8 protein-coding genes and 1 pseudogene are annotated in these 19,791 nt (G+C 68.4%); 7 read left to right on the forward strand and 2 right to left on the reverse strand.

Annotation, left to right across the window (positions count from 1 at the left end; genetic code table 11):
• The first annotated feature begins 203 nt into the window (after positions 1–203).
• From NN4_RS08580 to NN4_RS08610, 7 genes and pseudogenes are all read left to right on the forward strand, one after another.
• Positions 204–959 carry a thioesterase II family protein gene (locus NN4_RS08580; protein WP_147129410.1) on the forward strand — a complete coding sequence of 252 codons (756 nt, stop codon included), beginning with the start codon at positions 204–206 and terminating at the stop codon, positions 957–959.
• A gap of 19 nt (positions 960–978) precedes the next feature.
• Entirely contained in the window at positions 979–2,301 is a 1,323-nt protein-coding gene (locus tag NN4_RS08585) for a beta-ketoacyl [acyl carrier protein] synthase domain-containing protein (RefSeq protein ID WP_147129411.1), read from the forward strand.
• Complete coding sequence (gene nbtC, locus NN4_RS08590) at positions 2,294–5,389, forward strand: nocobactin polyketide synthase NbtC (RefSeq protein WP_147129412.1); 3,096 nt, start codon at positions 2,294–2,296, stop codon at positions 5,387–5,389. Before NN4_RS08585 ends, nbtC begins: the two co-directional genes overlap by 8 nt.
• Positions 5,390–5,402: 13 nt before the next feature.
• A pseudogene (locus tag NN4_RS08595) lies at positions 5,403–10,515 on the forward strand (amino acid adenylation domain-containing protein).
• Positions 10,512–15,047 carry a non-ribosomal peptide synthetase gene (locus NN4_RS08600; RefSeq protein ID WP_186818327.1) on the forward strand — a complete coding sequence of 1,512 codons (4,536 nt, stop codon included), beginning with the start codon at positions 10,512–10,514 and terminating at the stop codon, positions 15,045–15,047. Before NN4_RS08595 ends, NN4_RS08600 begins: the two are co-directional and overlap by 4 nt.
• Before the next feature lie 94 nt (positions 15,048–15,141).
• The gene (locus NN4_RS08605) at positions 15,142–16,236 is read left to right on the forward strand and encodes an MAB_1171c family putative transporter (protein ID WP_147129414.1); all 1,095 of its coding nucleotides are present in this window, start codon (positions 15,142–15,144) and stop codon (positions 16,234–16,236) included.
• A complete protein-coding gene (locus NN4_RS08610; protein WP_147129415.1) occupies positions 16,233–17,339 on the forward strand; it encodes an MAB_1171c family putative transporter in 1,107 nt (368 codons plus the stop codon). Before NN4_RS08605 ends, NN4_RS08610 begins: the two co-directional genes overlap by 4 nt.
• Here the strand turns inward: NN4_RS08610 and NN4_RS08615 are convergent.
• Entirely contained in the window at positions 17,308–18,690 is a 1,383-nt protein-coding gene (locus NN4_RS08615) for a SagB family peptide dehydrogenase (protein WP_147129469.1), read from the reverse strand. The two genes, NN4_RS08610 and NN4_RS08615, sit on opposite strands and share 32 nt — an antisense overlap.
• Before the next feature lie 45 nt (positions 18,691–18,735).
• Complete coding sequence (locus NN4_RS08620) at positions 18,736–19,716, reverse strand: ABC transporter substrate-binding protein (RefSeq protein ID WP_246180780.1); 981 nt, start codon at positions 19,714–19,716, stop codon at positions 18,736–18,738.
• Positions 19,717–19,791: the final 75 nt, after the last annotated feature.

The following is a 19,791-nucleotide window of genomic DNA, read 5'->3' on the forward strand; positions in this document are numbered from 1 at the left end:
CCTACGCTAAGCTTACGCTGCAAGATTGGGCGGCTGGGTACGCGGCGTCATCTATATCGCACCGAACCGGCGGTTTCTTTTGGCGTACAACGTATTTCGGCAGCATCGGATGTTTCGCGAATGCGTGGCGGCCATTTCGGGTCGTACGCGCGTCGGGTGGTAACGACTGCCGGTGCAATATCCGCGATGGGTAGGAGTAGGGCATGGCACGGGAACTCGGTTGGCTGCGGCAATTCCAGGCGCCGAGCTCTGATTCACTGCCGCCACTGCTGATCTTTCCGCATGCGGGTACCGGCGCCTCTGCTTATCGAGTGATGGCCAAGCGGCTCAGTGCGCATTTCGATGTGGTGATCTTCCAATACCCCGGTCGTCAGGATCGCGCCCGTGAGGCGGCGCTGGCGACCTTGCCGGAGATCGCGGCAGGCGCCTTCGAGGCCTTTCGGGCTTCGGCGCACAACCGTGGCCTGCCGATCACCGTTTTCGGGCACAGCATGGGCGGGATAGTCGGATTCGAGTTCGTCCGATTGGCCGAGGCCGCGGGTATGAATGTCCGCCTTCTCGTGCCCTCGGCGACCGCCGCGCCCGCGAAAGTCGCCGAACTGCCCGACCATCCGGACGACGATGAAGCATTGCTCGACCATGCCGCCGTGCTCAACGGCACCGGCGGTGAGGTGCTGGCCAGCCGGGAGATCATGAAATTGGCCTTGCCGGTCATGAAGGCCGACTACCGGGCATTCGACGCCTACTCCTGTGCGGCGGATGTGCGAATCGACGCGCCGATCCAGGTGCTCGGCGGTGACGAGGACCCGTTCATCACGCCGCGCTATCTGTATGCGTGGTCGGCCCATAGCCGCACGGATGTCCAGGTGACCGTGTTCACCGGCGGACATTTCTACCTGAACGAACATATCGACGGCATCGCTGAATTGCTTGTGTCGGCTACCAGCGCGATCGCCTAGCGGTCGAACGAAGGACATGATGAGTACCTCGAGCACGGATGATCCGATCGTCGTCGTCGGAATGGCAGTAGAGGCGCCGGGCGGTATCGATACCCTGTCCGCGCTGTGGGAAGTACTTATCGAGTCCCGTGAATTGATAGGACGATTTCCGCGCGATCGGGAATGGCCGATAGCGGAAGTTCTCGCGCTCGGAAATATCGAAGGCTGGAGCAATGTCCGTGATGCCGGTGGGTTTCTTACCGGTGCAACGGAATTCGACCCTTTGTTCTTCGGCATCACGCCACGGGAAGCGGTCGCGATGGATCCGCAGCAGCGGGTCGCGATGCGCGTCGCCTGGCAGGCGCTCGAGCATGCCGGGATCAATCCCGGTGCGCTGGAGGGTGATTCGGCCGGATGCTGGATGGGCGTATCCACCAGCGAGTACGGCCCGCGCGCGGCCGAGGTCAACGAGTTCAGCGGGTATCGGGTCACCGGCTCGGCGCTCGGTGCGGTGGCAGGCCGAATCTCGCACTCGCTCGGCCTGATCGGTCCGTCGATCAGTGTCGACACCGCCTGCGCGTCGTCGCTGACCGCGGTCCATCAGGCCGCCGCGGCCATCCGCGCGGACGAATGCGAGTGGGCACTGGCAGGCGGCGTCTGCGTGATGGGCTCGCCCGCCGCCTTCTACGAATTCTCGAAGAACAACGCCCTCGCCACCGACGGCCACTGCCGGTCGTACGCCGCCGACGCGACCGGCACGCTCTGGGGCGAAGGGGCGGGGGTGGTTGTGCTGGAACGCGAGTCGCGGGCCCGGCAGCTCGGCCACCGCGTCTACGGGCGTCTGCTCGGCTCCCGCATCAACCACAACGGCAAGGGCGCGCCGATCGCGGTGCCCAGCGCGCAGGCACAGGAGCGGTTGATCCGCGACACCCTGGCCGCGGCGGGGATCGCGGCGGCCGCGGTCGGGGTGATTGAGGGCCACGGCACCGGCACCCCGGTCGGCGATCCGCTGGAGCTGACCGCGCTGGCGAAGACCTACGGGACCACCGAGCGCGGCACCGCCGGGCCGTGGCTCGGTTCGGTCAAGTCGAACGCCGGGCACGCCCAGGCGGCCGCGGGGATGCTGGGCCTGATCAAGGTGCTGCTGTGCGGCGCGAACGGCACCGTCGTGCCGAGTCTGCACGCGGACCGTCCGACCACCGAGATCGATTGGACGGCAACGAGCTTGCGGCTCGCCACCGACGTCGAGACATGGGAACCGGTAGCCGGTGTCCGCTACGGCGCCGTCTCCTCGTTCGGTGTCGCGGGTACCAACGCACACGCCGTCCTGGCCATGCCCGTGCTGGAGGAAACCGATGTCTGACTATCGACTGCCGGACGGCACCATCCCGGTACTGCTGTCCTCCGACACCGACGACGGGTTGCGCGCCGAGGCCGCGGTGCTGCTGGCCTACCTCGAGCAACACCCCGCCGTGTCCCCGGATCGGGTGGCGGACATGATATTTCGCACTCGCGTCGCCCGGCGACGGCGCGCGCTCGCCATGGTGACCACCCACCAGGAACTCCGCGACGCGGTACGGTCGATCGCCACCGGCGCCGAGCATCCGGCAGTGATTGCGACGGCAGGGACGGCCCGCGCGCATCGCATCGGTTTCATCTTTCCCGGCCAGGGCAGTCAGCGCCCCGGCATGGGGCGGGTCTATTACGACTGCTCACCGACGTTTCGCGCGGCCATCGAGGAATGCGCGACGATCTTCGAGGACCGATACGGTCACGCGCAGCCGCTGCACTACCTGCTCGGCGATGAAGGCCGGTTCGAGGACACCGTCCAGGTGGTGCAGCCCGCCCTGTTGTTCCAGATGACCGGCCTCGCCGCGATGTGGCAGGCGGCCGGGGTCAGCCCGGCCGCGACGATCGGCCACAGTCAGGGCGAGCTGTCGGCCGGCGCGGTCTCCGGTGTGATGACGCTGCGTGACTCGGTGCTGGTGGTCACCCATCGGGCCATGCTGGTGGATCAGCTCAGCCCGGACGGCTACTCGATGGCCGTGCTCGGGATGGATCGCGAAGCCTGTGAAGCGTTGCTGGCCAAGCACTCCGGCTGGGCTGAGCTGTCCGTGGTCAACTCGCCACACATCCTGGCCATCTCCGGCGACCGGGCGACCATCGTCGACGCGGTGGCCACCGCGACCGCGCGCGGGCAGTTCGCGAAGGAAATCCGGGTGGCCTACCCGGCGCATACCTCCATGGTGGTCGAGATCGGCCGCAAGGTCGGTAACTTCATGGGTGACGAATTGAGCAGCCCGAACTTCGCCCCGGCCGAGATCCCCTGCTACGGAGCCACACTCGGCGAGCTGATCACCCCCGACCTGGCCCAGGCGGAGTACTGGTACTGGAATCTGCGCAACCGGGTCCGGTTCGACCGGGCCATCGTCGCGGCGGCCACCGACGGCATCGACATGTTCATCGAGATCTCCGAGCATCCGATGTTGCAGCTGGCCGTCCAGGAGAACCTGACCCTGGTACCGCGCGATCCGATGCTGCCCCCGCGCGACGTGCAGGTGATCGGCACGTCGCGACGCACCGCGACGGGGCTCGGCGAGTTCACTCGGAATGTGGCCACCGTCGCGGTGCACGATCTGAACTACCGGTGGGCGGCGCTGCGCACTTCGACCACGGTCTCGCTGCCGTTGCGGGACTTCCCGGCAACGCGGATGAATCCCAAGAAGCTGTGGGCGCCATACCCCGTCGACCCGGCCGCGCGAGTCGAGCCGAACGAGCCGCCGAAACCGCAACGTCTGGTGGAGCACTGGGAGCGGCTGGACCGTCGATCGCTGGTTCCGCCACGCAGCATCGCGCTGATCGACCACACGGGCCGGTGCGCAGAGCTGGTGTCCGCCATGGTTTCCGCGGCTGACCGGCACGGTGCGACCGCCACCGCAGCCGACGCCGCAGCGGTCGACGAGTTCGATACCGCAGTGGTGCTGCTGCCACCGATGCCGGAGACCGACAGCGCCGGGTCGGTCGCCGACATCACCGACTTCTTCGCCACCAGGGCGTGGGCGCACGGCTTGCCGAGATTGCGGCCCGGTACCGAATGTTGGCTGGTGACGGTCGGTGGTGAAGCCGTCGTGCCGAATGATCCGGTGCCGCAACTGTTCCACGGGTCGGTCAGCGCCGGATTCCGCGCCGTCTCCACCGAGTACGCCGAGGTGCGGTTGCGCCACCTCGACCTCGCGGCCACGGAAGCGGCTGCCGAGCAAGCGATCCGGATCATCGGCGCCTTGCACACCGCAGGCGAGCCCGAGCTGGCATTGCGCGCGGGCAGCACCTATGTCAAGCGGCTGCGGCCCGATACGTCCGCACCGGGAGCCGCGGCGGACCTCGAGCACGTGTTGATCGTCGGCGGCACCGGGCAACTCGGGCTGCGGTTCTGTGAACACTACGTCCGGGCCGGGGCCGCGCGGATCACGCTACTGAGCCGTACCGGTGCTTCCGAGGCGGTAGCGGGCCAGCTGGACCGGATCCGCGGTCTGGGTACCGCCGAGGTGGTCGTCACCCGTTGCGACATCAGCGATGCGGCGGCCGTTCGCCGGTACGCCGAGGACAGCGCGAGCCGACCCGTCAGCCTGCTGATCCATGCTGCGGTCAACTATGTCGACGCCGAATTGGCCGACATCACTGCGGAAATGGTGGCGACCGCCGCCCGATCGAAGCTCATCGGCCTCGACCACGTGCTGGCTGAAGTAGCCCGTACCGAGGCTTGCCGGGTGGTGCTGTGTTCGTCCTTCGCGGCCACCATGGGCGGACGCGGGCAGATCCTCTACGCGGTGACGAACCGGATGCTCGACGTCACCGCGCACCGGTTGCGGGCGCAGGGCATCGACTGCGTATCGCTGCAGTGGGGGCTGTGGGCGGTGGTGGGCCAGCTGGATGAGGCCGGAGCGTCGCGGGTGTCGAGCGCGGGCGTGATCCCGATGGATCCGGCTGCCGCCATCGCGGCGGGACTGTCCGATCAGCCCGGCGACGCGGTGGTCTGTTCCGCGGATTGGTCGCTGCTGCACCAGATCTCGAGCGCGTACGGGCATGGCGCGGCGGTGGCCGGACTGGTACCTGCGCCGTCCACCGCACCGCCGGTCGAGCCTGCGACACCGGTCGCCGCCGCGGCGCCTGCCGCCACAGCGGGTGCGGCGCCGGTCGCCACAGTGGCGGCGAACGCCCCATCGTTGGCCACGCAGATGCGTGTCGAACTCGAAAAGGTGATGGGGGCAGCGGATTCCGATGTGATCGATGGATCCGTCCCACTGATCGCCCTCGGCCTCGACTCCCTGCAAGCACTGGATCTGCGCAAGCGGGTGCAGGCCGAACTGAACCGCGATCTTCCGGTGGCCGCGATCCTGGGCGGTGCGTCGCTGGACGACGTCGTGCGCCTGATGGCCGATAGCAACGTCTGAGCGAGGGAATTGCATGTCGAACAACGAGCTGACGACCGCGCTGGACCGGCGCAAGGAGCTGCTGCGCCGGCGTCTCGCCGAGAGCGGCCTTGCCGCGGCGCCGGTCGCCGCCGCCCCGGTGCGGCGAGCGGAACCCGGCGTACCCCGAGCCACTCTCGCCCGGCCAGCGGCGCATGTGGTTTCTGCAGACGCGCGATCCCGACGACGTCACCCTCAACATCTGTGTCGCCTACCGGCTGAGCGGTGCGCTGGACGAGGCGCGGCTGCGCGCCGCGGTCGCGACGGTCGTCGGACGGCATGCGGTGCTGCGCACCATCTACGGCGTGGACGCCGACGGCGAGCCCTATCAGGTCGTCCGCCCGGACCTCGAAGTGGCGTGGCAGGTGCACGATCTGCGTGACCTGCCCGAAATCGGCCGGGCGAGCAGGCTCGAGGTGCTCGCGCGGCGGGAGTTCAGCAGGCCGTTCGACCTGACCGCGGAGTCACCGCTGCGAATGTCGCTGGTGCGCACCGGGAACGAAGAGTTCGCCCTGGTCCTGGTGGTGCATCACATTGCCTGGGACGACAACTCGTGGGCTGTCTTCTTCGTCGAGCTCAATGCCGCATACAACGGTGCCGCGCCGCTGCCCGAGCTCGGCGCGCAGTTCATCGATGTCGCGGTGCCCACCGCGTCCGCAGGCGACGACGCCGGCCTCGAATACTGGCGACGGACGTTGCGCCCGCTGCCGGAAGCCTTGGAGCTGCCGGGGAACGCGCGGGCCGGCTCCGGTCCGGCCAAGCAGGCCGAACGCCGTACCTTGGCGCTGCCGGGCGCGCTGGTCGACCGGGTGGAGACCTTTGCCAGGGCGCATGCGGCCACCCCGTTCATGGTGTGGCTCGCCGCCTTCGACGCGGTGATCCACCGGTACACCGCCGCAACGGATTTCCTGGTCTCGGTCCCGGTCACGGTGCGCGAGACCGCGGCGGCCGAAGCGCTCATCGGTTACTTCGGCAACACCCTGCTGCTGCGCGCCACGATCAGCGCCGATACGACCTTCGCCACCTTCGTGGCCGCGGTGCGCGATGCCTGCACGGGCGCGTTCGCGCATCAGAGTATCGGCATCGATCGTGTTGTCCGCGAGGCGAACCCGGACCGGGTCAGCGGCCGCGACGGCTTGGAGCAGCTGGTGCGCCTGGGTTTCAGCGTGCGGAAGAGCGCGGATGGCTTCGCCTTCGACGGCATCGACTCGACCCAGTTGGCGCTGGCCGGCCAGGTGGCACAGGTACCGCTCGGCCTGACCGTCGTGCTGGAACCCGAGGGCGCCTACCTCGAGGCCGAATATCAAGTGGCCGTGCTGGAACCGGCGCTGGTCGAGCAGCTGCTCGACCACTGTGTGCAACTGCTCGACAGCGCGCTGACCACCCCGGACCGCAGTCTGGGCGAGATCGATATCCTCGGTCCGAACGATCGAGCCACGATCTTGGCGCTTTCGCATGGTGAGATCGTGCCGAACCCGCCGGCCACGCTGGTTTCGCTGTTCGAGGAACGGGTGCGCGCGACGCCGGACGCGCTGGCAATTGTCGCGCCCGGCGGGCGCGGCGCCGCCGACCTCGAACTCGACTACGCCGCATTGAATCGGCGCTCGAATCGCTTGGCGCACTGGCTGATCGGTCAGGGCGTCGGTGCCGAGCAGACCGTCGGATTGCGGTTGTCGAACTCGGTCGAGTTCGTCGTCGCGGTCTTCGCTGTGCTGAAGGCGGGGGCTGCCTACCTGCCGATCGACCCGGCCTATCCGGACGAGCGCATCGATTACCTCGTCGCCGACGCCGCGCCGAGCCTGGTGCTCGGCCGGGTCGAACTGGATGCCGCCGAGACGGCCGCGACCGGCCTGCCGGACACCGACCCGACCGATGCCGACCGGGTGCGGCCGCTGCGCCCCGGCAACCTCGCCTACGTCATCTACACCTCCGGCTCCACCGGAAAGCCCAAGGGTGTCCCGGTCGCTCACGCCGCCATCGCCGAGCACCTCTCGGCCTTCGTCGCCGAATGGAGTATGACCGCCGACGATCGGCTGCTGCAGTCGTCGTCGGTCAGCTTCGACGCGTCCCTGCTGGACATCTTCGTGACCTTGACGCTCGGCGCGCGGCTGGTGATCCCGAAACGCGATGCCTTCCGCGACATTCCCTACGTCGCGGAGTTGATCACCCGCTGCGGTGTCACGGTGTTGCACATGGTGCCGTCGATGCTGAGCACCTTCCTGCTGCTGCCCGACGTGAGCGAATGGCGGGCGCTGCGCCATGTTCCGGTCGGTGGTGAGGCGCTGCCCGGTGAGGTCGCCGACAAGTTCGCCGGTGTCTTCGACGCCGAGCTGCGCAACCACTACGGCCCGACCGAGGCGGTGGTGTGCGCGACGCACATGCCGGTGGACGGACCGCAGGGCACGCGGATCGTGCCGATCGGCGTGCCCAATCAGAACGTCGCCGTGTATTTGCTCGACCGGGCGCTGCAGCTGGTGCCGACCGGCGTGGTCGGCGAAATCTATCTGGGCGGTGCGCAACTCGCGCGCGGCTACCTGAACCGGCCCGGCTCGACGGCCGAACGATTCGTCGCGGATCCGTTCGGACCGGGCGCCCGGCTGTACCGCACCGGGGATTTGGCCCGGCGCAACACCAATGGCGAGATCGAGTTCGTCGGCCGGGCCGACGAGCAGGTGAAGGTGCGCGGCTTCCGGATCGAGCTCGGCGAGGTCGAGGCCGCGATCAGTACCCACCCGGCGGTCGGTCACTGCGTTGTCACGGTGGTGGCGGATCCCGCGGTCGGCCCCATGCTTGCCGCGTACCTGGTTCCCGCGCCGGCCGAAACCGGCGGTGGGAGTATCGATCTGGAGCAGGTGCGGGTGCATGCGGCGGCCGTACTGCCGGAATACATGGTGCCCCGCGCGTTCGCGGTGATCGACGAGATTCCGCTGACCATCAACGGCAAACTCGACAAGCGCGCGCTGCCCGACCCGACGCCTGCCGTGGAGCGCCGCTACCGGGAACCGGCCACGGCCACCGAGCGGCGCATGTGCGCGATCTTCGCGCGACTGTTCAAGCTCGAACGAGTGGGCGCGGACGATTCCTTCTTCGAACTCGGCGGCCACTCGTTGCTGGCCGCCCGGTTGGTCGCGCAGATCCGCGCCGAATTCGGGGTCGAGTTCGACGTGCGCGTCGCCTTCGACACCCCGACGTCGGCGGGTCTGGCGGAGCGGTTGGTCGCACAGTTCCGCGCCGAGTTCGACATCGACCTCGACGCGATGGAACTCGATGAGCCCGCCGAAAACCATTCGGCGGCACCACTATCTGACCGGCCGCTGCTGGAGCGCCGACCGCGCCGAGGCCTGCTTCCGTTGTCGTACTCGCAACTGGCGATGTGGTTCCAGTGCTGGATGGAGGGCCCGAGTGCGGCAGGCAACCTGCCGTTCGCGGTCCGGCTGGACGGACCGCTGGACCATGCTGCGCTGACCGCGGCGGTCGGTGACGTGGTGGCCAGGCACGAGGCCTTGCGTACCACCTTCCCCGAAAGTGGCGGTGTGCCACACCAACTCGTGCACCCGGCTGCCGAGGTGCCGGTGCCGATCACGCGGATCGACGCGGATCGGATCGATGCGGAGCTGGCCGAGATCGCCCGGTATCGGTTCGCGCTGGACGGTGAGCCGCTGATTCAGGTGCGGTTGCTCGAGGTCGATGCGCAAACGCACGTGCTGTCCCTGCTGGTGCACCACATGGTCGCCGATCATGCGTCGTTCGGCGTCTTCCTCGCGGATCTGGTCACCGCGTACCGGGCACGCTTCGACGCCGGACGGGCGTCGGAGTGGGCACCGCTGCCGGTCCAGTACGCCGATTACGCACTGTGGCAACGAGATGCCTTCGACCAGGGCACAGCAGGCACCCCGAGTGCGTTCGGACAGTCCCAGCTCGACTACTGGCGTAGCGCGCTGGCAGGTCTGCCCGACGAGATCACGGTGGCGCACGATCGCCCGCGCCCGCCGGTCCTCGGCAAGCGCGGCGAGGTGGTGACGTTCACCGTGCCGCCGGCCCGCCGGGATGGCTTGACGGCGCTCGCCGAACAGTGCGGCGCCAGCGAATTCATGGTCTATTCGGCGGTGGTCGCGACGGTGCTGCACCGGCTCGGCGGCGGCAGCGACATCCCACTCGGCACCCCGGTGGCGGGCCGGGTCGACGAGACGATCGAGAACCTGATCGGTCTCTTCGCGAACATGGTGGTGCTGCGCAACGACCTGTCCGGCCGGCCGACCCTGCGCGACACGGTGATCAGGAGCCGCGATGTCGTGCTGGATGCGCACGGGCATCAGGAACTGCCGATCGAGCGACTCGTCGAGGCACTCAACCCGCCTCGGTCGCGCGCACGGAACCCCTTGTTCCAGAGCATGATCCACTTCCGCGGCGCGGATTGGGCACCGGCGACCCTTGACCTCACCGGCTCCGGTGGCACCACGGCCACCGTCCTGCCGGTGGACTTCGACGTCTCGTTCCTGGATCTGAATCTGAGTTTCACGGTGACGCCGAGCGGTGGCTTGGCCGTCCGGGTCGTTGTCAATGCGGACCTCTACGACCCGGAGACCGCGCAGCTGATCGCCGACGCGGTAGCCGCGACGCTGGACGCGTACGCCACCGTTGCGGACACCGCCGTCGCCGACCTGCGAATACTGCCGGAGTCCGACCTCGCGCGGCTGCTCGCGCCGCCGGTCGCCGCGGCACCGGCGCCGGTGACCGTGGCGCGTGCGTCGGGCGATGGGCCGCGGACGGAGACCGAACAGACGTTGATCGCGCTGCTCGAGGAATTGCTGGAGATCACCGACGTCGAGGCGGACGACGGTTTCTTCGCACTGGGCGGTGACAGTGTGATCTCCATTCAGTGGTCGGCCCGCGCGGCAGCGCTCGGCGTGCCGCTCACGCCGCAGCTGGTCTTCGAGCATCCGACCATTGCCGAGCTGGCCGCCGCGCTCGACGCGGCCGCGGAACAACCTGCGCAGGAGACTGATCCGGCACGGCACGGGCAGGTGGCGCACGCGCCGATGAGTGCGTCCGGTCTGGACGCGGACGCGCTGGCCGCCCTGACCGCGTCGTGGCAGGCCCGGTCGTGACGGCGCCGCCACAGATCGAGGACATCCTCGCGCTGAGCCCGCTGCAGGAGGGGCTCTACTCGCTGTCGCAGTTGACCGGTGCCGAGATCGACCTGTACACCATGCAATTCGTCGTCGACATCGACGGACCGGTGGACGTGGCGCTGTTGCGCGCGAGTGCGCAGGCCATGCTCGACCGGCACCCGAACCTGCGTGTCTCGTTCTGGGATCGGGAGGTGCCGAAGCCGGTGCAGATCGTGCCCACTCGGACCGAGCTGCCATGGGCCGAACAGGCCGCGCTGCCAACGGAATTCGACGCGATCGCGGAGTCGGAGCGGCGGCGGCCGTTCGATCTGAATCATGGCCCGGCACTGCGTATTCTGCTGCTCACCGTGCCGGGCGACGGCACGCCCCGCCGGCGGCTGCTGCTGACCGCGCATCACATCCTGATGGATGGCTGGGCGGTCGCGGTGTTCTTCACCGAGCTGCTCGCGGTGTATCAGGCAGGCGGATCTGCGGATTCGCTGCCCGCGCCGCGACCGTATCGGGATTACATCGGGTGGCTGGCCGCCCAGGACAGCGCCGCGGCGCTGGACCGCTGGGCCGAGTATCTGCGCAGAGTCAGCGGTCCGTTGATGATTGCCGAGGGCACTGTCGCCGGCACCGAGGTACCGGTGAAGACGCGACTCACGTTGCCCACCGAACAGACCGCGCGCCTGCAGCAGTGGGCCCGCGCGCACGGGTTGACACTCAACACCGCCGTGCAGTTCGCCTGGACGGTCGTGCTCGGCAGGCTCACCGACCGCCGTGACGTAGTGTTCGGCACCACCATCTCCGGCAGGCCCGAACAGTTGACCGGTGTGGAGGGCATGGTCGGCCTGTTCATCAATACGGTTCCGGTCGCCCACCGGCTGGCTCGCTCGACGAGTGTGCTCGAGCAATGCGCGGCGCTGCAACGGGAGTCGGCCGCCATGCGCGACGTCGGCTATCTCAGCCTGTCGTCCGTGCAGCGCATCGCGGGCCACGGTGCGCTGTTCGACACGCTTTTCGTGTTCGAGAACGCGCCGATCGGCGACGCGATCAACACCGTGACGGCGTCGGACGGCACGTGTTTCCGTCCGATCGAGATGGAGAGCCTGGCCCACTATCCGTTGACGGTGGTCTCGCATCTCAGCGACGGTGACCTGGTTGTGCTGGTGGAGGCGATGCCTGCGGCGCTGCCGCACCTGAGTGCCGCCGAGATCGGCGACCGGCTGCTCTCGGTACTGCGGCAGCTCCCGGATATCGGCGACGCGACACCCGACGCGCTCGACATTCTGACCGCCGCCGAACGGGACGAATTCTGTTCGCCTGCCATCGATTCCGCGTCGGCTGCGGAGTCGACGGTGTGGGAACTGTTCGAGCGGCAAGCCCAACGCACGCCGGAAGCATCGGCGCTGACCACGGGCGCAGGGGAGCGGTACACCTACCGCGCGTTGCACGCAGCGGCCTGCCGCTTGGCCGGCGAGCTGGCCGAACACGGCGTCGGGCCGGAAGCTGTGGTGGCGCTGGCATTGCCACGATCGGCACAGTCCATCGTCGGCATCCTCGCGACGCTCGCCGCCGGCGCGGCCTATGTGCCGGTGGATATTTCGCTGCCTGCGGTGCGGATCGAATCGATTCTGCGTCAGGCGCGCCCCGTGTCGGCTCTCGTCGTCGGCAGCACTCTCGACCTGTTGGACGGATACCCGGTCGACACCTTGGTGCTCGATGATCCGGCAGTGACTGAACGCATTTCGCAACGTCCCGCGGCGGCGCCGGAGGTGCACCGTTCGCCATCGCACAGTGCATACCTGATCTTCACCTCCGGTTCCACCGGCGAGCCGAAGGGCGTTGTCGGCACCAACGCCGCGCTGACCGGCTATTTCGCCGACCACCACGACCGTTGCTACCGCCCCGCGATGGCACGGCTCGGTCGTCCGCTGCGGATCGCGCATGCGTGGTCGCTCAGCTTCGACGCTTCGTGGCAGCCGATGGTCGGCCTGCTGGCGGGGCAGCAGATCCACCTGTTCGACGCCGACGAAATGCGCGACGCGCACCTGCTCGTCGAGGGCATGGCTCGCCACGACATCGACATGATCGACACGACTCCGTCGATGTTCGCGCAGCTCAGCGCGGTGGGCCTGCTGGAAAGGGGACTTCCGGTCCTGGCACTCGGCGGCGAGGCCATCGATTTGGCGCTCTGGACTCGGCTGCGGGCGCTGACCGGGACCGCTGTATACAACTGCTACGGGCCGACCGAGACAACCGTCGAGGCGGTGGTCGCCGCCGTCGCGGCCACCGAGACGCCGACCATCGGCCGGCCGACCGCCGGAATGTCGGGCTATGTCCTCGATTCCATGCTGCGGCCGGTGCCGCGCGGTGTCGTCGGCGAGCTGTACCTGTCCGGAATCCAGCTGGCCCGAGGCTATGTCGGCCAGGCGGGGACCACCGCCGATCGCTTCGTCGCGGATCCGCTGCGGCCGGGGCAGCGGATGTATCGCACCGGCGACCTGGTCCGTCACCTGCCGCACGGCGGCTTCGGCTACCTCGGCCGCGCCGACGCGCAGGTGAAGGTCCGCGGCTATCGCATCGAGATCGGCGAGATCGACACCGCACTGCGTCAGCTACCCGGTGTGGACACCGCCGCGGTCACCGTCGTCCGCCGTGCCGGCGGCGCGAGTCTCACCGGTTTCGTTGTCGGCCTGCCGAACCGAGATCTCGACTCGGCTCGGATGCGGGCCGGTCTCGCGGAACGCTTGCCCGCGTACATGATTCCGGCGCAGATCGTCGTGCTCGATCGGCTACCGGTGAACTCGAACGGCAAGCTCGACGGTCATGCGCTGAACCGGCTCGCCGAAGCGGCGCTGTCCGGCGGCCCGGGCAATGGTGGCGCCGCGGTCACCGCGACCGAACACGCGCTGTGCGAGGTCTTCGCCGAGCTGTTCGACGGCCGGGCGCCCGGCGTGGACGAGGACTTCTTCGCGCTCGGTGTGGACAGCATCGTCGCGATCTCCCTCGTCAACAAGGCGCGGCGCCACGGCATCGCGGTGAGTCCGCGCATGGTGCTGGCCACCCCGACGATTCGTGAGCTGGGCGCCGCTATCGATGCCGCGACAGCCGAGTCGGCGAGCACCGAAACGGCCGACTACGGACCGATACCGCCGCTGCCGGTGGTGTCGTGGATGTACGAGTACGGCAACTTCCGCCGGTTCACCCAGACCGCGCTGCTGCGGCTGCCCACCGGGATCCCGCGCGCGGCAGTGGAATCGGTGTTGCAGGCCCTGCTCGACGGACACGACACGCTTCGCGCACAGCTCGTCGATACCGCGGACGGCCCCCGCTTGGTGACCCGGGCGCCGGGCGTCGTGGCGGCCGCCGATCTGGTCGACCGCGTCGATTGCCCGACCACTTCCGACGCGGAGCTCGATGCGTTGATCGCGGCGTCGGCCCGCACCGCGGTGGACCGGATCGACCCGCGTGCCGGCGCGCTGGTCCGCGCCGTGTGGTTCACGGGTACGCACGACGGCGACATCCTGCTGCTGGCCGTGCACCATCTCGCGGTCGACGTGGTCTCCTGGCACATCCTGCTCGGCGGCCTCGGCGAAGCGTGGGCCGCCGTCGAGTCCGGGGCCACGCCGAAGCCGTTGCCCGAGTTCACTTCCTACCGCCGGTGGTCGCAGCTGATGGCCGAGCGCGCGACGGACCCCGCGGTGTTCGCGCAGCAGGAGTACTGGGTGAATCAGGTCAGCGCACCCGATCCGGTACTGGGGCAACGACTTCCGGAGCCGTCCGTCGACACCTGGTCTTCCCTGTGTGTCACGCCGGCGGTCACGCCCGTCCCGGTCACCGCGCGGATCCTTGCCGCGTTGTCGAAAGCGGAAGGTGTCCGGGAATTCCTGCTGACGGCACTGACGATGACGTTGGCGAGCTGGCGCAACGAGCGGAACCAAGATGCGAGCGCAGGCGCCCTGATCGCGTTGGAGGGACATGGTCGCGCGGACGACCTGCTCGGCACCGACAGCACGAATACCCTCGGCTGGTTCACCAGCGTCTTCCCGGTGCGCCTCGGCGTCGGCGCTGTCTCGATCGATGTCGCCCAGGCCGAGGCGAATCCGGCCGCGGCCCGTGCGCTGTTGAATTCGGTTGCCGCGCAACTCGCCTCGATTCCCGCCGCGGGCTTGGACTACGGCCTGCTCCGGTACAGCGCCCGAACACCGGAACTACTGGCCGCGCCGGAGCCGCAGATCGAGTTCAACTACCTGGGCCGAGTCGACCTGAGCGGCAACGCGACCCAGTCGTGGTCGGTGATCACCGACACCCGCAACGACGCTCTACCCCTCGACCCCGAACCCGACCTACCCCTGCGCTACGCCCTCGACGTCATCGCCGGCATCGGAACCACGCCAGACGGCCCTCAGCTATCCACCAACTGGCGCTGGAGCGCTGCCCTGTTCACCCCCGCCGACGCCGACCACCTCGCCACCCTCTGGCAACGCGCCGTAGCCGCCCTGGCAAACGCGCTGGAGACCTGATCAGCACCGCTTCAGCGAGCTCGAACCCGTAATCCGGATACCGTAAGATCGGCTGCCGCTGAGCTATCGGATGTAGAGGTCGAGGGAGGTACCGATGACCCCGCCGGTACCGGGTTGGTTCGCGGCTTCGGTGATCGGGTTCGGGTTCGTCGTGGTGGTCGCCCGTTGGCTGCTGGTGCGGGAGTCGATGACCAATCGGCTGGTCAACCGGATGCTGAGTTGGCAGACCGGGGCCGCGGCCATTGTGGAGTGGGGTGAAGGCACCGACTTCGCGGACCTGACGTATCGGGTGTTTCTGGCCTGCGGTGCGGTCACGGTCGCCAGTGCTTACGGCATTGCGGCCCTGCTCGCCGGGGCCGATCCGGCTACCGCCCGCCACCGGCAGCGCGGGTATGACGCCGTCGCGGTTGTCGGTGCTGTGATCGTCGTGTTCCTCGGTCAGCAGGTGGACCCCACGGCACCGGGCTTCGGCTGGAAGTCACCGCTGCTCTGGGCGATGTTCAACATCCCGGTCGCCGCCCTCTCGATCAACATCATTCGCGCTACCGTGCGTGATCTTCGGGTGAAGACGGCGACAACGCGCGAACGTCTTGTGTTCTCAGCGCTTTTCCTGGTCGCGGTGTATTGCCTCTACTGTGCAGGCGCCTCCGGGGTGCAGGTCCTCGCCGGACAACCGTCGGACAGTCCGAGCGCGGATTGGACGCTGGCCTCGTGCTTCAGCATGTTCGTGATCACCACGTTGCTGGCCGTCCCGGTGGTCAACGTGCTGCTGGCCAGGGCAGGGTGGGACCGCACCGGTCGTCATTACCGTCGCCTGTTCCCACTGTGGCGCGACCTCACGACGGCCGTGCCCGGCGTCGTGCTGGACCAGGGCCCCGTGCGCCGTGATTCCGAGTCGCGGCTGTATCGCAGGCTGATCGAGATTCAGGACGCACTGCAACATTTGAAGCTGTACATGCCGCCGGGGGAGGAACCGCCGCAGTCCGTCGACAGCTATGCCGCGCGGATAGCGCATGCCGCGGACAACAAGCTGCGCGGCCACGAACCAGTGGTGCCGGTCTCGGTCGGTGATCGCAACGAACCGATCGCGCGGGACCGGGCCACCGACCTCGAACTAATGCTGGAATTGGCAAGGGTGTGGCCCGGCGCTCGCATCGGTGTGCCGCACTTGAATGGATCGCACCGATGACACTGCCCGCACCGGTGACAGCGCCGGCCCCGACGCCGGTGATCATCGCGGCGATCGCACTGCTGTGCGCCGTCACCCTGGCTCGATGGCTGGTCATCGAGCCGACACCCGCCTCGCGGCGGGTCAATCGGGCGATCTCGTGGATATCGATCGGCTCGGTGGTGCACCAGTGCCTCGACGCCATCGGCTACGAAGAGCTGGCGATCCACCTCTATCTCTGCTGCACGGTGCTGGCCATCGCCGATCTGTACGGTCTGGCAAAGCTTTTCGCCGACGCCGATCCGGCCCGAGCGCGCGAACGTCAGCGAATCTACGACGCGGCCGCCGTCGTAGCCGGTATCGCGACGGCCCTCGTCGGTCGGACGGAAGGGACCGACACTGGCTTCTGGCTGCGCGCGATAGTCAGTTTGGCCGTGTTCAATGTGCCGCTGCTCGTGTCCGGGGTGCACATCATCCGTGCTTGTCTGCGTGATCTCCGGGTAGAGAACTCGCTGCTGAAGCGGATTCCCTACATCGGTCTGCTCATGCTGACGACCGGGTGGTTCTTCGGCTCGGGCCTGGCCGTGCTGCGCGCCTTCGACGGCAAACCACCGGGTTACATATCGACCGAGTGGAGTCCGGTGTCGTGCCTGTTCTGCGTGCTGCTCGCGCTGGTGACCGGGGTACCGCTGGTCCACGCGATACTGGCGCGCACCGGCTGGGATCGGACCGGTCGACAGCTGCGCAGGCTGGAGCCGTTGTGGCGCGATCTCACCACGGCGGTGCCCGAGGTCGTCCTGCCCGCCGGTCCGGGCCCGCGCGAGCCCGAGTCACGGCTGTATCGGACGACGGTGGAGATCAGGGACGCGCTGCTGCATCTCAAACAGCATCTGTCTATTGACGAGGTGCCGGGGACATCCGGTGAGACTTACGCGATGCAGATCGCCCGAGCGGCCCGCGCCCGCATGGACGGGATCGCGCCGACGGGCGCGCGACCATCACGCTTCCCCCAGATATCGGCGCGGGACATGCGATCCGAGCTCGCCCACCTGCTCGACCTGGCGCGCCAGTGGCCGCGGGCTCGCGCCGCGATCAGTGATCCGGCGCCGGCGAGCCGACGATGATGCTGCCGACCGCGCACTCGGTCAGCTCGTCCACCCCGGCCGCGGCGGCGAAAGCGGCGGTGTCACTGAAGCCTTGGGCGCACGCGCCGAGTCCCATCGCCGTCGCGGCGAGGTACACGGTCTGCATGACGACGCCGACGTGCTTCAAGATACTGGCGTAGGCCACCTGCTCGTAGGTCCACATGACGCGCCCCGATCGCGCGGCGAGCAGCAGCACCAGCTGCGGTTCGGCGCCTTCCGCGAGGGTCGCCGAGGTGGCGCGCAGCAACCGTTGCACCGCAGGCGAATCCAGGTCGGCGACCGGCCGCAGCACATGGTCGAACGAGTCGTAGTGGTACATGCCCGGCGCGAGTCCGTCGACGTGTCGCACGATCGGGTAGAGCTCGAGTTCGTAGACGCTGCCGCCCGACGGATAGGGGCGCGAAGCCAATTCCTCACCGGGACCGGCACTTCGGACACCGCGGGTGCGTGCCGTCCGATACAGCAACTCGCCCAGCTGATCTCGGGTGATCGGGTCGGCGTCGTCGAACGCCCGGGTCGATCGCCGGTCCTCCAGCACCGCCGTCAGCGTCGGGTCCGCGACCCGCAGCGCGGCGAGGTCGGGCGTCGCGAGCGGCACCGGCTCGCCGGGGTAGTCCGGCTTGCGCGCAGGCGGCTGCGGGTAACTGTCCTTGGCCCATTTCGTCGGGCCGAAGTGATCCCAGGTGACGGTGCGCTCGCCGAGCGTGCTGTGCCGGTGGAACCACAGGTCGGCGGCGTTCCAACTGCGGGTGGCGAAGTCGCGCTCCTCGTCCTCCGGATCCGCGACGAGGAATCCGCACCAGTGCAGATCGGCCGCTAGTTGCGACTTGATCGAGACCGGCAGCGGCGACTCGGCCGCGCCGAAACCGTCCAGCAGGGAGAGCAGTCTCGGATCGTGGATCCGCACATCACACCAGGACAGCGGGTGCTCGAGCACGAAACCGTCCGAGTCACGGTGCAGCACGGCGAATTTCGACAGGGTCGCGCGCCACGGCAGCCGGGTGGCGGGCCGCGCGGGCGGCTGACCGAACGGCCGGATGCTGTACAGGTTGCGGCCGCCGTCGCGCACGGTGACCGACAGCCAGCCGCCGTCGGTCAGCCTGCCCATCAGCCCGGCGACATCCTCGGTGCCCGAGCCGGCGGACAATTCCGAGACCGTCGCAGGCCCCTGGTTCAGTGTGCGCAGCGCCTGGAGTTGTCCACTGCCCAGACCGGACAGCTTCTCGTTGCGCGGCGGGTTGAGCAGCAGCGCCCCCGCCGGGGTCGTCAGGCAGGTGACGCCCTCGCGCAGTGCGTATCTGGTCTGTTCGGGATAAGTGACGGCGGACAACACCGCTGACCTCCGCTTGTCGATCCGATGTGCTGGTAGCGCTGCCTATTTCGCCGCGGTGGCGAAGGCGGGCTCCAGTTTGGTCAGCATGTACGGCACCGACAGCGCGGTCGGCTGGTTGATCGCGCTGATCTCCTGGGTGGTGAGGAACACGATCGAGCCCTTCCGCACCGCGGGCAGGTCGGCGTAACCGGGCAGCTGCCGGTACTTCTCGTCCAGGCCGGGGGAGTAGCCGGCGAGCACCAGGTCGGCGGTGATCTCGTCGATCCGCTCCGGGGACAGCGCCAGTCGCCCCTGGTTCGCGGGCAGGTCGGTGAGGTTCTTCGGGATGCTCATGCCCAACTGGGTGAACAGCTTGCTGGAGCCGTCGTTCGGATCGGTGAGCACCATGAGCTGCGAGGCGCTGGCCAGCCAGGTGCTGGCGAAGGTCTTGCCCTTCAGTCCCGGATTGGCCTGCACGATCGTCTCGATCTTCTTGTCGACGTCGGCGATCACCTTGGCGGCGGCGTCCTCTTTGCGCAGCACCTTGCCTAGCGTGGTCACCAGGTCCGGCCAGGGCGCCACCGCGTCCTTGCCGAGCGCGGGCAGCGTCGGGGCCACCTTCGAGAGCTCGTCATAGGTCTTCTGGTCGGCGATGAACGGGTCCGCGAGGATGAGGTCCGGTTCCAGCGCCGCCACCTGTTCGGCGACATTGCCGACGGTGTTCAGGGCCTTCGCCCCGTCCAACGTCTTCGGCGCCCACGGCGGCGTGCTCTTGGATACCGCGGCGACATTGTCCACATAGCCGACCGGCGTCACGCCGAGCGCCAGCGTGGTGTCGAGCCACTGATTGCCGAGGGCGACGATCTTTTTCGGAGTACCCGGCACCGTGGTCGAGCCGCGGGCGTGCGTGATGGTGACCGGCTCACCGCCGGAACCGGCCTCGTCGTTCGACGAACCGCAGGCGGCCAGGCCCAGCGTCAGCGCGGCGGCGACGGTGGCCAGCGTCGCTCTGGCCCAGCGTGCGGTCCGAACGGACTCCATCATGTGGCCCCCTTCGAGGAAGATCTCAGCCGGTCCGGTCGAGCTACCGCCAGCGTAATTCAGCCAAGGCTAACCTAT

It is taken from the genome of Nocardia ninae NBRC 108245, from assembly GCF_007990755.1.
Lineage (GTDB): Bacteria > Actinomycetota > Actinomycetes > Mycobacteriales > Mycobacteriaceae > Nocardia > Nocardia ninae.